13 protein-coding genes are annotated in these 13,197 nt (G+C 70.4%); 12 read left to right on the forward strand and 1 reads right to left on the reverse strand.

What is annotated here, in order from left to right; genetic code table 11:
• Window positions 1-39 precede the first annotated feature (39 nt).
• The 4 genes from RUR49_RS08400 (at window position 40) to RUR49_RS08415 (ending at window position 4,667) form a co-directional block, all read left to right on the forward strand.
• The gene (locus RUR49_RS08400) at window positions 40-1,479 is read left to right on the forward strand and encodes a class II 3-deoxy-7-phosphoheptulonate synthase (protein ID WP_409145910.1); all 1,440 of its coding nucleotides are present in this window, start codon (window positions 40-42) and stop codon (window positions 1,477-1,479) included.
• A 13-nt stretch (window positions 1,480-1,492) separates the two neighbouring features.
• Window positions 1,493-1,816, forward strand: a complete 324-nt coding sequence (locus RUR49_RS08405; RefSeq protein WP_409145911.1) for a YnfA family protein — start codon at window positions 1,493-1,495, stop codon at window positions 1,814-1,816.
• Window positions 1,817-1,929: 113 nt separating this feature from the next.
• Entirely contained in the window at window positions 1,930-2,754 is an 825-nt protein-coding gene (locus RUR49_RS08410; protein ID WP_409145912.1) for a DODA-type extradiol aromatic ring-opening family dioxygenase, read from the forward strand.
• A 245-nt stretch (window positions 2,755-2,999) separates the two neighbouring features.
• Complete coding sequence (locus RUR49_RS08415) at window positions 3,000-4,667, forward strand: NAD+ synthase (RefSeq protein WP_409145913.1); 1,668 nt, start codon at window positions 3,000-3,002, stop codon at window positions 4,665-4,667.
• Between the two features lie 33 nt (window positions 4,668-4,700).
• On the opposite strand, the gene RUR49_RS08420 is transcribed toward RUR49_RS08415, so the two are convergent.
• Window positions 4,701-6,107, reverse strand: a complete 1,407-nt coding sequence (locus RUR49_RS08420) for a DUF2865 domain-containing protein (protein WP_409145914.1) — start codon at window positions 6,105-6,107, stop codon at window positions 4,701-4,703.
• Window positions 6,108-6,439: 332 nt separating this feature from the next.
• Here RUR49_RS08420 and RUR49_RS08425 point away from each other — a divergent pair, with 332 nt between their 5' ends.
• From RUR49_RS08425 to RUR49_RS08460, 8 genes are all read left to right on the forward strand, one after another.
• Window positions 6,440-7,177, forward strand: a complete 738-nt coding sequence (locus RUR49_RS08425; protein WP_409145915.1) for a cytochrome c biogenesis CcdA family protein — start codon at window positions 6,440-6,442, stop codon at window positions 7,175-7,177.
• Window positions 7,178-7,311: 134 nt separating this feature from the next.
• Complete coding sequence (locus tag RUR49_RS08430; protein ID WP_409145916.1) at window positions 7,312-7,716, forward strand: c-type cytochrome; 405 nt, start codon at window positions 7,312-7,314, stop codon at window positions 7,714-7,716.
• 179 nt (window positions 7,717-7,895) lie between these two features.
• Complete coding sequence (locus RUR49_RS08435; protein WP_409145917.1) at window positions 7,896-8,810, forward strand: hypothetical protein; 915 nt, start codon at window positions 7,896-7,898, stop codon at window positions 8,808-8,810.
• Between the two features lie 145 nt (window positions 8,811-8,955).
• The gene (yajC, locus tag RUR49_RS08440) at window positions 8,956-9,294 is read left to right on the forward strand and encodes a preprotein translocase subunit YajC (RefSeq protein WP_409145918.1); all 339 of its coding nucleotides are present in this window, start codon (window positions 8,956-8,958) and stop codon (window positions 9,292-9,294) included.
• Window positions 9,295-9,338: 44 nt separating this feature from the next.
• A complete protein-coding gene (gene secD, locus RUR49_RS08445; RefSeq protein ID WP_409145919.1) occupies window positions 9,339-10,949 on the forward strand; it encodes a protein translocase subunit SecD in 1,611 nt (536 codons plus the stop codon).
• Between the two features lie 14 nt (window positions 10,950-10,963).
• Window positions 10,964-11,902 (forward strand): protein translocase subunit SecF, encoded by a 939-nt coding sequence (gene secF, locus RUR49_RS08450; protein ID WP_409145920.1) that lies wholly within the window; start codon window positions 10,964-10,966, stop codon window positions 11,900-11,902.
• 8 nt (window positions 11,903-11,910) lie between these two features.
• A complete protein-coding gene (locus RUR49_RS08455; RefSeq protein WP_409145921.1) occupies window positions 11,911-12,306 on the forward strand; it encodes an Mth938-like domain-containing protein in 396 nt (131 codons plus the stop codon).
• 28 nt (window positions 12,307-12,334) lie between these two features.
• Window positions 12,335-13,186 carry a phytoene/squalene synthase family protein gene (locus RUR49_RS08460; protein ID WP_409145922.1) on the forward strand — a complete coding sequence of 284 codons (852 nt, stop codon included), beginning with the start codon at window positions 12,335-12,337 and terminating at the stop codon, window positions 13,184-13,186.
• Window positions 13,187-13,197: the final 11 nt, after the last annotated feature.

The following is a 13,197-nucleotide window of genomic DNA, read 5'->3' on the forward strand; positions in this document are numbered from 1 at the left end:
CCTCGCCGCGCGTGGCGAATGCCATCGAGGAATGCGACGATGATCAACAAGGCGAGCCCGGTGAAGCCGGTGGCGGGGCAGGGCGGCGCGACGCGCCAGCCGGCGTGGAACCCCACCACGTGGCGCTCGCTGCCGATCCAGCAGGTGCCGGACTACCAGGACCCGGCGGCGCTCGCCGCCGTCGAGGCGCGGCTTTCGAGCTATCCGCCGCTGGTGTTCGCCGGCGAGGCGCGCAAGCTGAAGGCGGAGCTCGCGAGCGTCGCCGCCGGTGAGGGCTTCCTGCTGCAGGGCGGCGACTGCGCCGAATCCTTCGCCGAGCATCACGCCGACAACATCCGCGACTTCTTCCGCGTCTTCCTGCAGATGGCGGTGGTGCTGACCTATGCGGCGGCGCAGCCGGTGGTGAAGGTCGGCCGCATCGCCGGCCAGTTCGCCAAGCCGCGCTCGTCGCCGAACGAGAAGCAGGGCGATGTCGAGCTGCCCGCCTATCGCGGCGACATCGTCAACGACATCGCCTTCACGCCGGAGGGGCGCTACCCCGATCCGCAGCGCATGGAGATGGCGTACCGGCAGTCGGCGGCGACGCTGAACCTTCTGCGCGCCTTCGCCCAGGGCGGCTACGCCAACCTCGACTACGTGCACCAGTGGATGCTCGGCTTCGTCAAGGACAGTCCGCAGAGCCACCGCTACCAGACGATCGCCGACCGCATCACCGAGTCGCTCGCCTTCATGCGCGCCTGCGGCGTCAGCTCGGATTCGGTGGCGCAGCTGCGCTCGACCGACCTCTACACCAGCCACGAGGCGCTGCTGCTCGGCTACGAGCAGGCTCTGACCCGCGTCGATTCGACGAGCGGCGACTGGTACGCCACGTCGGGCCACATGCTGTGGGTGGGCGACCGCACCCGCCAGCCGGACCACGCTCACGTCGAGTTCTGCCGCGGCGTCAAGAACCCGCTCGGCCTGAAGTGCGGCCCGAGCCTCGAGCCGGACGGGCTGATCCGCCTGATCGACCTGCTCAATCCCGACAACGAGCCGGGCCGGCTGACGCTGATCGCCCGCTTCGGCGCCGACAAGGTGCTCGAGCACCTGCCGCGGCTGATCCGGGCGGTGGAGCGCGAGGGCCGGACGGTAGTTTGGTCGTGCGATCCGATGCACGGCAACACGGTGTCGATGAACGGCTACAAGACGCGGCCGTTCGACCGCATCCTGCGCGAGGTCGAGGGCTTCTTCGCCGTCCACCGCGCCGAGGGCACCCACGCCGGCGGCGTGCACATCGAGATGACGGGCAAGAACGTCACCGAGTGCACCGGCGGCGCGCGGGCGATCACGGCGGAAGACCTGCAGGATCGCTATCACTCGCATTGCGATCCGCGCCTCAACGCCGAGCAGGCGATCGAGCTCGCCTTCCTGATCGCCGAGAACCTCAAGAAGGAGCGCGAGGACCGGCGCCGCCACGCGCCGGCCGTCGCGGTCGGCTGAGGCCGACGGGGCGGTGACGACGATCGCCTGGTTCGTCGTCGCCGCCGTCGCCGAGATCGCCGGCTGCTTTGCGGCCTGGGCCGTGCTCAGGCTCGACCGGTCGCCCTGGTGGCTTATGCCCGGTGCGCTGGCGCTGGCACTGTTTGCCTTCGCGTTGACGCGTGTCGAGACCGACTTCGCCGGCCGCGCCTATGCCGCCTATGGCGGCATCTACATCGCCGCGGCGCTGCTCTGGCTGTGGCTCGCCGAGGGGCGGATGCCGGACCGCTGGGACGTCACCGGAGCAGCACTCGCAGTGGCGGGAACGTTCGTCATTCTCTGGGGCCCGCGCGGCTGACCGGCGCAGCCGGGCCGTTCGGCACCGGCGGACGGATTGTTCAGCCAGGGCGACCTCGCAGCGCCGGGCGCGCGCGATTATCTCTGTGCCAGTATCCAATCCGGAGTCTGGCCATGCTGCCGACGCTCTTCCTCTCCCACGGCTCGCCGATGATCGCCCTGCAGGATTCGCCGGCGCGGCGGTTCCTGCTCGACCTCGGCCGGAGCCTGCCGCGTCCGAAGGCGATCGTCGTGGCCTCGGCACACTTCGAGACGCCGATGCCGGTGGTCGTCACCGACCCGGCGCCGGAGATGATCTACGACTTCGGCAACTTCGACCCGCGGCTGTTCGAGATCGTATACCCGGCGCCGGGCGAGCCCAGCCTCGCGATGACGGTGGCTGAGCGCCTGCAGGCGGCGGGGCTCGGTCCGCGGGTTGCGCCGAAGCGCGGATACGACCACGGCACCTGGATCCCGCTCGCGCTGATGTATCCGGACGCCGACATCCCGGTCGTGCAGGTGTCGATTCAGCCTAACGCCGATCCCGCCCATCACCTCGCCGTCGGGCGAGCGCTGGCGGGTCTCGCCGCCGAGGACGTGCTGGTGATCGGCTCAGGATCGCTGACCCACAATCTCGGCGAGGTCTTCGACCGGCGCCGCGGCGGCTTCCGCCCGCTCGAGGGGCCGATCGATGCCTGGGCCACGAGTTTCGCCGACTGGTTCGCGGACAGGATCGCCGCGAACGACGTGGCGGCGCTGACGGACTACCGGCGGCAGGCGCCGGAGGCGGTCCGCAACCATCCCCACGACGACCACCTGCTGCCCCTCTACGTCGCCCTCGGCGCGGCGGGGGAGGGGGCGCGGCCTGAGCGCATCCACACCTCCGGACAGCACGGTTCGCTGATGATGGACGCCTACGCCTGGTGGCCGAAGGCGGAGACGCGCGCGGCGGCGGCGTGAGGGCTGCAGACTTTGGACGCGGAAGCTGGATCTGGCTCGACATCCGTCCCTCCCCTGCCAGGGGGAGGGACAGGCGACCGCAGGTCGCCAGGGTGGGGCCCGTCATTCCGGAGTGCGACGCCAATCGAGGTCGAGCCCGTGATCTCACAGGCCCCACCCTGACCGCTGCGCGGTCTGTCCCTCCCCCTGGCAGGGGAGGGACGTGTCCCGTTGCCGCCGCCGCGCCGCCGCGCTAGACGGAACGCATGCCCACTCCCGATACGCTCCGCCTCGCGCTCGCCCAGTTGAACCCGACCGTCGGCGACGTCGCCGGCAACCTCGCGCTCGCGCGGTCGGCGCGAGCGGAGGCTGCCGCCGCGGGGGCGGACGTGATCGTCTTCACCGAGCTCTTTCTCGCCGGCTATCCGCCGGAGGACCTCGTGCTGCGCCCGTCCTTCCAGGACGCCTGCCGGCGGGCGACCGAGGACCTCGCGGCCGACACGGCGGACGGCGGGCCGGCGGTGATCGTCGGCACGCCCTGGGCGGAGGGCGGAGAAGTCTACAACGCCGTAGCAGTGCTCGACGGCGGCCGTGTCGAGGCGGTGCGCTTCAAGGTGGACCTGCCGAATTACGGCGTCTTCGACGAGAAGCGGGTCTTCGCAGCCGGTCCGCTGCCCGGACCAGTCATGGTTCGCGGCGTGCGGCTCGGGGTGCCGGTGTGCGAGGACATCTGGAGCCCGGACGTCGTCGAGTGCCTGAGCGAGACCGGGGCGGAGATCCTCGTCGTCCCCAACGGCTCGCCCTACCGGCGCACCGTCTATGACGAGCGGGCGAACGTGGCGGCGGCCCGCATCGCCGAGAGCGGCCTGCCGCTCGTCTACGTCAATCAGGTCGGCGGCCAGGACGAGCTCGTCTTCGACGGCGCGTCCTATGTGCTGAACGCCGATCACGCGCTGGCGGTCGCCTTGCCGGCGTTCGAGACGGCGGTGGTGCTGACCGAGTGGCTTCGGACTGCCGACGGCTGGCGTTGCGCCGACGGGCCGAAGGCGGTGCGCGACGACGGCGAGCGCGCCGACTACCGCGCCTGCATGCTGGGGCTGCGCGACTATGTCAACAAGAACGGCTTTCCGGGCGTGGTCCTCGGCCTGTCGGGCGGCATCGACTCGGCAATCTGCGCGGCGCTCGCGGTCGACGCCCTCGGGCCGGAGCGGGTGCAGTGCGTGATGCTGCCCTACCGCTTCACCTCCTGCGACAGCCTCGACGATGCCGCGGCGTGCGCCGACGCCTTGGGCGTGCGCTACGACAGCGTCCCGATCGGGGCGGTGGTCGAGGCGTTCGAGGCGGCGCTCGCGCCGCTGTTCGCCGGAATGGCGCGCGGGGTGGCCGAGGAGAACCTGCAGTCGCGGGCGCGCGGCACGCTGTTGATGGCGATCTCCAACAAGCTCGGTCCGATGGTGGTGACCACCGGCAACAAGTCGGAGATGTCGGTCGGCTACGCCACCCTCTACGGCGACATGAACGGCGGCTTCAATCCGATCAAGGACCTCTACAAGACCGAGGTCTACCGTCTCTCGGCACTGCGCAATGCCTGGAAACCGGCCGACGCGATGGGGCCGGGCGGCGTCGTCATCCCCGAGCGCATCCTGACGAAGGCACCGACGGCGGAGTTGCGCGAGAACCAGACCGACCAGGATTCTCTGCCACCCTACGACGTCCTCGATGCGGTGCTGGAGCGGCTGGTGGAGCGCGAGCGCAGCGTCGCTGAGATCGTCGCGGAAGGCTTCGACGAGGCGACGGTGCGGCGCGTCGAGCGGCTGCTGACGCTCGCGGAATACAAGCGCCGGCAGGCCGCCCCGGGCGTCAAGGTGACGAAGCGCAACTTCGGCCGCGACCGCCGCTATCCGATCACCAACCGCTTCCGCGATCCCGCCTAGCAGCCGCGCGGCGCGAGCCGCGGGTGCGGAAAATCACGGGCTCTGGAGAAACTCCGGCCCGATGGTGCGGACGCGCAGAGGCTCCGGCGTGCTCGCCGGGATCGGCGCGCCGCGGGGCGCGGTCGCCGTCGACGCCGCCGGTGTGAAGAGTACCTCGGCGGCAGCATCGTCGGAGTGGACTGCAGTCGCCGCGATCGGGTCAGCGGTGGGCTGTGCCTCGGAAAGGACGGCGGCCGGCGACGGCGATGCGGTCGTGGTGATCTTGATCAGCGCGGCCGGCCCGGCTGCGCTCGCGTCGATGGCAGCCGGCAGGTCCGATGCGTCGCCCTCGATGATCGCCGGCTCGGCCACGACCGCCGTGATCTCGCTGCCGACGCCGCCGGCGATCGTGAGGCCGTCGATGGCGGCGGCGGCGTCGGAGGTGATCGCCGGCGAGTAGGCGGCGCGCGAGCCCTCGACGTCGATCAGTTCCTGACCGTCGGCCGTGACGATCATCTTCGCCTCGAAGGTGCAGGAGCACGACGGATTGTAGGTCTTGCGGTAGACGAAGGCGGTCTCGAGCTCCTTGTAGGAGCGGCCGTCGGCGACCCGGTACATGTTCTCCGACTCCGAGCCGGAGGAGTGGGCGTAGAGCGCCGCCTGCGGGCACAGCGACTGGCAGACGGCGTCGTCGCGGGCGAAGTTGCCACGCGTCGTCACCGTGCTGATCGGGAAATAGTAGCCATCGCACGAGCGCACGCAGAGGGTCCGGTAGGACCCGCCGCCGAAGAAATGGCGGGCGTAGGTGACCTTCCCGTCGGTCTCGGTCGCCGGCCGCTCGCCAGTGCGCCCGGTCGTCGCTGCTCCCGGCTGCAGACGGACGGTCGTCGCCTCGGTGCCGGCGGCCGCCAGGCCGCGCGGATCCGCCGCCCGGCCGCCGCCGAACAGCAGCGACAACAGCCCGCCGCCCTCGGTGCGCTTCGTCGAGACGATGCGGTTGTTCTGCACGACGTAGTCGGGCCGCCCGCCGCTGCGCTCGGGTGCGGCCTGGGCGGGTGCCGGCGCTGCCGGCCGGGCCTGCTGCTGCCGGGCCGGAGCGGCCTGACCGCACTTCTGCTTGGCCATCTGCGCCTGAATGCGCTTGCGGCGATTCTGGTCACCGGCGCCGCCGCGCGCTTCGATGGCGGCGATCTGGCCGGAAACAGTTCGGATGGTGGAGTCGATGCCGGCACAGGCCCGCGGCCGGCCCATGCTGTTGGAGCCCTGGCAGCCGTTGGCCTTCGATTGGCGCTGCAGTGTGGCGAGACGCTTGCGCGCCGCTGCGAGGTTGCCGCCGCCGCCGCCGGACACCGCATTGAGCTGCGACTGCAGGTCGGCGCAGCTTTGCGCGCGTACCGGACCCGCGGTCAGCAGGAAGCCGGCGACCGTCGCCGCGACCAGAACGCTACCCGTCTTCCACATCGTCGAGGCCCTCTGGTCCTCGCCCCCGGTCGCAACATCAGGCGAACGCCGGGTCCGGCGCGGACGCTTCCTGCCGCCAGCAAGGCGGCATCCCTGATCCGTCGACACTCAAAGGCCTATTACGTCGCCCCGGTCGGATCAAGCCGCTTCCGCTCCCCTATCACCCCACCGTGACGCGTGCGTGAGACGTGGTTAAGCCACTTTCGATCGGCAAGAACCGTGACCGTGGTCGCGGCGTCCGCACCGTCCGGGGTGCGCTGCCGCGGTCACTGGCCGGGGCGGCCCGGCCGTCGTAGTGGTGGCGCAACGGCCGGCAGGCGCACGGGGACCCGATGGACTTCAACGTTACGCTCGGCGGCGTTCTTCTCGCCGGCCTCCTGTCGTTCGCCTCGCCCTGCGTGCTGCCGCTGGTGCCGCCCTACCTCTGCTATGTCGCCGGGACATCCCTCGACTCCCTGACGGCCGGGGAGGGCGACCGGACGGCGGTGCGACGGACGCTGGCGGCGGCCGCGGCCTTCGTGCTCGGCTTCTCGACCGTATTCGTCACCCTCGGCCTCACCGCCTCGCTGCTCGGCCGCATGCTCGCGGCCCACCTGCCGACGCTGTCGATCGTCGCCGGCGTCGTCATCATCGTCATGGGGCTGCACTTCCTCGGCGTCTTTCGCATCGGCCTGATCAGCCGCGAGGCGCGCGTGACTGTCCAGCACAAGCCGCCGGGCCTGCTCGGTGCCTACGTGCTCGGGCTCGCTTTCGCCTTCGGTTGGACGCCGTGCATCGGTCCGGTCCTCGCCGCGGTGCTGGCGGTGGCGGGCAGTTCCGACAGCGTCGGCACCGGCGGGCTGCTGCTCGCCGTCTACGCCCTCGGGCTCGGGGTGCCATTCCTCGTCGCCGCTGCGGCGTCGGGGCCGTTCATCCGCTTCATGAACCGCTTCAAGCGCCACCTCGGCACGGTCGAGAAGACGATGGGTGGCCTGCTGGTCGTCACCGGCGTGCTGTTCCTGACCGGACAGATGACGGCGCTGTCGTTCTGGCTGCTGGAGACCTTCCCCGCCCTCGGTTTGATCGGTTGAGAGGCGCGGCGGTTCGCCACTTGCGCGCCGACGGCATTGCCGACACCTTTCGCTCCCCTAGAACAGCTCCAGGCGGACAAGCGTGGGGCGGGGGCCGGCGCGTCCGGAGCCGAGACATGGAGAGGAGACGGTCGATGCGGATAAGGATCGGAGCGGCACTCGGTGCCGCGATTGCGATGGTGGCGGCATCTTCGGCCTGGGCGGACGGCGATCCGGCCAAGGGTGAGACCGTCTTCAAGAAGTGTGCTGCCTGCCACGCCGTGGGCCCGGACGCGAAGGCGAAGGTCGGCCCGCCGCTGAACGGCGTCGTCGGTGGGCCCTGGGGCCACGTCGAGGGCTATGCCTTCTCCAAGCCGCTTCTCGCCGGCAAGGCCGAGGGCAAGATGTGGGATGTCGCGACGCTCGACGCCTATCTCGAGGCGCCGAAGAAGATCATCCCGGGTGGCAAGATGGCGTTCGCCGGCCTCCGCAAGCCGGAAGAGCGCGCCGACGTGATCGCCTATCTCTCGCAGTTCAACGCTGCCGGCGAGAAGCAGTAGGACGGTCCGGAAGGGCGGCGTCGCCCACGGGCGGCGCCGCCCTCGGGGAAGGCCGGATCAGCCTGCACAGGGGGCAACGCCCTTTCGGCGGGCGCCGGTTGACGGCGGGAGAACGCGGTTTCCGCGGGCCCGTACGGCGGGCCAGGAGCCAGAGGAGAGCGGGCTTGCGAAGGTGCGTCGTGACGGCGATCGCGGCGCTCGTCTTCGCAACCGGATCGGGCGTCGCGCACGGAGCGTCGACGCTCGCCACGACCAGCGGCGCGGCGAGCGCTAACCCCACGACCCACGGCTCAGAGCGGGCGCTGCCCGGGCCGCTGTTTACCCCCATCAACATCATCGACGGCAGCGACGACCGTGGTTCCTTGCTGGAACTCGGGCCGGGCCTTGGGCTGTCGTCCGCCGAGATCGCCCGCATCCGCCGCGTCTCCGGCTTCGTCGGCTGCCTGTCCAACCCGCCGTCGATGGTGTCGGGAATGCTCTTCCTCACCGACCGCCAGGTGGTGACGGTGGCGCACGTCCTGTTCGAGCCCAATGGCCGCCCACGCTCGAAGTGCTTCTTCCGTACCCAGGACCCGGAGCCCTTCTACACGGATCTCGACCTGTCCTCCGGGGCGGTGCGATTAGGGGCGAAGCTCCCGAAGGCGGGATCGGCCGAGGACTTCGTGGTGGTCCGCCTGATGGAGCCCGTGCCGCGGGCGGTGCCGTTTCCGGTCGCTGTGTCGCCGGCCCGTGCCGGCGAGGCGCTGATCGTCGTCACCGCCCACCCGGCCGGCATGGCGCGCGAGGTCGACAAGGGGATCCCGGTCGTCCAGGGCTGCACGGTGCGGCGCGTGGTGCCGTCCGCTTCGCCGTCGGCGCCGTCGCAGTTGCGCACCGACTGCGACGCTACCGGATCCTCCTCGGGCGGAATGAACATGACGCGCATCGGCGGCCAGCTGATGCTGCGGGCCATCACGGTGGCGACCGGCCCGTGGCGCAACAAGCGGCTCGAAGGGGCGCCGTTCAACGAGAAGACGGGCAGCCAGACGGTCGCGATCGCCCTCGACGGCCCCGTCCTGACGGCGGCGCGCGCGCTCGCCGCGTCCGCGCCGTAAAGGGCGGCGCGCGGCCCGATCGTCGGCTTGCAATGCGAGGGGCGGTGGCTATAGTCCGCGCCGCTTCCAAGGCCTGCGCGCCGGGGAAAACAGACACACTGGATCTGGCCGCCGGCGGCCAAGACCCGAGGAACGAGGACGCCCGATGTTCGTAACCGAAGCCTTCGCGCAGGCGCCCGGCGGAATGGGCGGTGGCACCGACATTCTGATGTCGCTGCTGCCGTTCGTCGCGATCTTTGCGATCATGTACTTCCTGATCCTGCGGCCGCAGCGCCAGCGCATGAAGCAGCACCAGGAGCTGGTGAAGAACATCCGCCGCGGCGACACCGTCGTGACCTCGGGCGGCCTGATCGGCAAGGTGGCCAAGGTCGTCGACGACACCGAACTGCAGCTCGAGGTCGCCGAGGGCGTGCGCGTGCGCGTCATCCGCTCGACCATCACCGAGGTGCGCGCCAAGGGCGAACCGGTCAACGACAACGCCTGACGTACCCGACGCGCCGGTCGCCGGCGGAGAGACAAAGCCAGGCCATGCTCTATTTCGCCCGCTGGAAGATCGTCGCAATCCTCGCCGTCATTCTGGCCGGGTTCGCCGCGATGCTGCCGAACTTCTTCCCGGCTTCGACGGTCGCCGAGTGGCCGCCCTTCCTGCCGAAGCGGCAGATCGTGCTCGGCCTCGACCTCCAGGGCGGCGCCTATCTGCTCTACGAGGTCGACCGCAAGGACTACGAGCAGAAGCGGCTGCGGACGCTGGTGGGCGAAATCCGCGACACGCTCCGCCGGGAGCCGCGCATCGGCTACACCGGCCTCGGCGTCCAGGGCGACGCTGTGCAGGTCCGCATTCGTGACAGCGAGCGATTCGAGGACGCCCGGCAGCGCCTCGAGGAATTGCGCAACCCGCTGACCTCGACGCTGATGGGTGGTTCGCCCGTCGACGAGTTCGCCGTCGCCATGGGCACCGACGGTGTCGCCCGGTTCACCTTCACAGAAGACGGCATGGCGCAGCGGGTCCGCTCGATCGTCGACCAGTCGATCGAGGTGATCCGCCGCCGCGTCGACGAACTCGGCACCACGGAGCCGAGCATCCAGCGCGAGGGCGAGGACCGCATCCTCGTCGAGGCGCCGGGGCTCCAGGATCCGGGGCGCCTGAAGGCGCTGATCGGCCAGACGGCGGCCCTGACCTTCCATCTCGTCGACGTCACTTCGTCGATGTCGGACGCGCTGCAGGGGCGGTCGCCGCCCGGCACGATCCTGCTCAACTCTGTCGACGATCCGCCGCAGCCCTACATCGTCGAAGAGACGCCGCTCTTGACCGGCGAGGATCTCATCGACGCGCAGCCGAGCTTCGACAGCAACACCAACGAGCCGGTGGTGTCTTTCCGCCTGTCGACGACCGGCGCGCGCAAGTTCGGGACCGTGACGGCCCAGAACGTCGGCCGCCCGTTCGCCATCGTGCTCGACGACGAGGTGATCTCGGCGCCGGTCATCCGCGAGCCGATCACCGGCGGCGCCGGGCAGATCTCGGGCAGCTTTACGGTCGAAACGGCGAACGATCTGTCGATCCTGCTCAGGGCCGGCGCGCTGCCGGCACGCCTGACGATCCTCGAGGAGCGCACCGTCGGCCCCGGTCTCGGTGCCGACTCGATCCGCGCCGGCGTCATCGCCGCCATCGTCGGAGCGATCGCGGTGATCATCTTCATGATCGCCGTCTACGGTTTCCTCGGCGTGCTCGCCGACATTGCCGTCGTCGTCAACGTGGTGCTGATCCTCGGCGTGATGTCGCTGCTCGGGGCGACGCTGACGTTGCCGGGCATCGCGGGGATCGTGCTGACGATCGGCATGGCGGTGGATTCGAACGTGCTTATCTACGAGCGCATCCGGGAGGAGGCGCGGGCGGGACGCTCCGCGATCTCGTCGATCGACACCGGCTTCACGCGCGCCCTCGCCACCATCCTGGATGCCAACATCACGACGCTGATTGCCGCCGTGGTGCTGTTCTATCTCGGCTCCGGCCCGGTCAGAGGCTTCGCGGTGACGCTCGCCATCGGCATCCTGACGACGATCTTCACCGCCTTCCTGGTGACCCGCCTGATGGTGGCGGTGTGGGTGCGCCGCACCCGCCCGACCGCCATTCCGATCTGACCGGAGTCTCGCAGATGGGCCTGATCCGGCTTTTCCCGGCGAACACAAAAGTGCCGTTCATGCGGTGGACGGTGGTGACCGTGCCGCTGACGATCGTCGCGACCGTCATCTCGATCGCCTTGTTTTTTACCGTGGGCCTCAACTACGGCATCGATTTCCAGGGCGGCACCGTCATCGAGATCAAGACGAAGGACGGCCCGGCCGATATCGGCGAGATCCGAACCACCCTCGATGCGCTGAACCTCGGTGACGTGCAGGTTGTCGAGTTCGGCGCGCCGGACGACGTGCTGATCCGCGTGCAGCGCCAGGAGGGCGGCGACGAGGCGCAGCAGCGGGTGATTGCGCTGGTGCAGGACACCTTCGGCGACAGCGTCGATTTCCGCCGCACCGAGGTGGTCGGCCCGCGCGTCTCTGCCGAGCTCGCCCGCAACGGTGTCATCGGCGTCGGCGTCGCGCTCCTCGGTATTCTCGTCTACCTGTGGCTCCGCTTCGAGTGGCAGTATGCTGTCGGCGCGGTGCTGACGACGGCGCACGACGTCATCATGACGATCGGCCTGTTCGCCGCCCTCCAGCTCGATTTCAGCCTGTCGAGTATCGCGGCGATCCTCACCATTCTCGGCTATTCGCTCAACGACACCGTCGTCGTCTATGATCGAATCCGTGAGAATCTCCGAAAATACAAGAAGATGCCGCTTCGCGAGCTGATCGACATGTCGATCAACGACACGCTGTCGCGCACGACGATCACCGCGGTGACGACGCTGCTCGCCCTGACGTCGCTCTATGTCTTCGGCGGCGAGGTGATCAGCTCGTTCGTCCTGGCGATGATCTGGGGAATCATTGTCGGCACGTTCTCGTCGATCTTCGTCGCCGCGCCGGCGCTGATCCTGTTCGGCCTGCGGCCGTCGAAGCCGGCGGCGGACGAAACGTCCAAGTCCGCCACGGCCACCTGACCTGCGCGATGAAGGGGCTTCGCGACGCCACGCCGCGCGACGCCCACTTTCCGGGCCGCGCACCGATCGATGCCTATGGCGGCGGTGGCTTCCGCTTCGCCGGCATGTCGCACAAAGGCGGCGTGCTCTGCCTGCCGAGCGGCATCCACGGCTGGGTGCCGGGTCCGTTCGGCGATCTGTCGGAGCGGGACTTCGACCGCGTCGTCGCCGAGGCGGCGGGCTTCGAGCTCCTGGTGCTCGGGACGGGGGCGGTGCTCGCCGCAGCGCCGGACTGGCTGCGCTGGCGCCTGAAGGAGGTCGGGCTCCGGCTGGAGGCGCTCGACACCGGGGCCGCGATCCGCACCTACAACATCCTGCTCGCGGAGGACCGCGCCGTCGGCGCCGCGCTGTTGCCCGTCGACTGACCGGCACCGGCCCCCTATCTCCTGCGGCATGAGCGAGCCCCCCGACGCCAATCGAGACACTGCCCGCGCCCTCGACCGGGATCGCTACCTCGCGGCGCTGTTCGCGCCCGCGCCGGCGCGACCGGCCCTGTTCGCGCTCGCGGCCTTCGGCGGCGAGACCGCGCGCGTTCGCGACGTCGTGCGCGAACCGATGCTCGGCGAGATCCGCCTGCAGTGGTGGCACGACGGGCTGTCGGCCGGTCCGGCGGAGCCGGCGAGCGGGAACCCGGTGCTCGACGGCGTCCGCGCCGCGGCGCAGCGCTGGCATCTGCCGCTCGCCGCCCTCGTGCACACCGTCGAGGCGCGCCGCCTCACCCTCTATGACGACCCTTTCGCGACGCTGACCGACCTCGAGGGCTATGCCGGCGAGACCGACGGCACGCTGACGCAGCTCGCGGCGATCGTGCTCGCCGAGGGCCAGGACCCCGGGACCGGGACGATCGCCGGTCACGCCGGCGTCGCGGAGACGCTCGTGCGGACGATCGCAGAGATGCCTGTGCAGGCTGCGCGCGGGCGCTGCCAGCTGCCGCTCGACGTGCTGGACCGGCAGGGCGCCGATGTGGCCGACCTTCTCGCCGGGCGCGCAACCCCGGCGCTGGCGGCGACTCTCGCCGAACTCGCGGATGCGGCGCGGTCGCACCTCGACGCGGTGCGCGCGGGGCTCGCGGACGTCGCGCCGGCGGTGCTGCCGGCCTTCCTGCACCTCGCGCCGCTGCGCGGCCGTCTCGCGTCCCTGACGCGTCCGGGGCGCGATCCGTTCAAGACGGTGCTGGCGCCTTCACCGCTCCGCGATCAATGGCGCCTCTGGCGGGTCGCCCGGGCGCCGTCGCGGCGGCTCTGAGGGTCGCGACC

It is taken from the genome of Pseudoxanthobacter sp. M-2, from assembly GCF_046156265.1.
Taxonomy (GTDB): domain Bacteria; phylum Pseudomonadota; class Alphaproteobacteria; order Rhizobiales; family Segnochrobactraceae; genus CAMDHY01.

Coding starts and splice junctions, on each gene's coding strand:
- RUR49_RS08400 (WP_409145910.1), top strand. CDS start 40: ATGATCAACAAGGCGAGCCCGGTGAAGCCGGTGGCGGGGCAGGGCGGC.
- RUR49_RS08410 (WP_409145912.1), top strand. CDS start 1,930: ATGCTGCCGACGCTCTTCCTCTCCCACGGCTCGCCGATGATCGCCCTG.
- RUR49_RS08415 (WP_409145913.1), top strand. CDS start 3,000: ATGCCCACTCCCGATACGCTCCGCCTCGCGCTCGCCCAGTTGAACCCG.
- RUR49_RS08420 (WP_409145914.1), bottom strand. CDS start 6,107: ATGTGGAAGACGGGTAGCGTTCTGGTCGCGGCGACGGTCGCCGGCTTC.
- RUR49_RS08425 (WP_409145915.1), top strand. CDS start 6,440: ATGGACTTCAACGTTACGCTCGGCGGCGTTCTTCTCGCCGGCCTCCTG.
- RUR49_RS08430 (WP_409145916.1), top strand. CDS start 7,312: ATGCGGATAAGGATCGGAGCGGCACTCGGTGCCGCGATTGCGATGGTG.
- yajC (WP_409145918.1), top strand. CDS start 8,956: ATGTTCGTAACCGAAGCCTTCGCGCAGGCGCCCGGCGGAATGGGCGGT.
- secD (WP_409145919.1), top strand. CDS start 9,339: ATGCTCTATTTCGCCCGCTGGAAGATCGTCGCAATCCTCGCCGTCATT.
- secF (WP_409145920.1), top strand. CDS start 10,964: ATGGGCCTGATCCGGCTTTTCCCGGCGAACACAAAAGTGCCGTTCATG.
- RUR49_RS08455 (WP_409145921.1), top strand. CDS start 11,911: ATGAAGGGGCTTCGCGACGCCACGCCGCGCGACGCCCACTTTCCGGGC.
- RUR49_RS08460 (WP_409145922.1), top strand. CDS start 12,335: ATGAGCGAGCCCCCCGACGCCAATCGAGACACTGCCCGCGCCCTCGAC.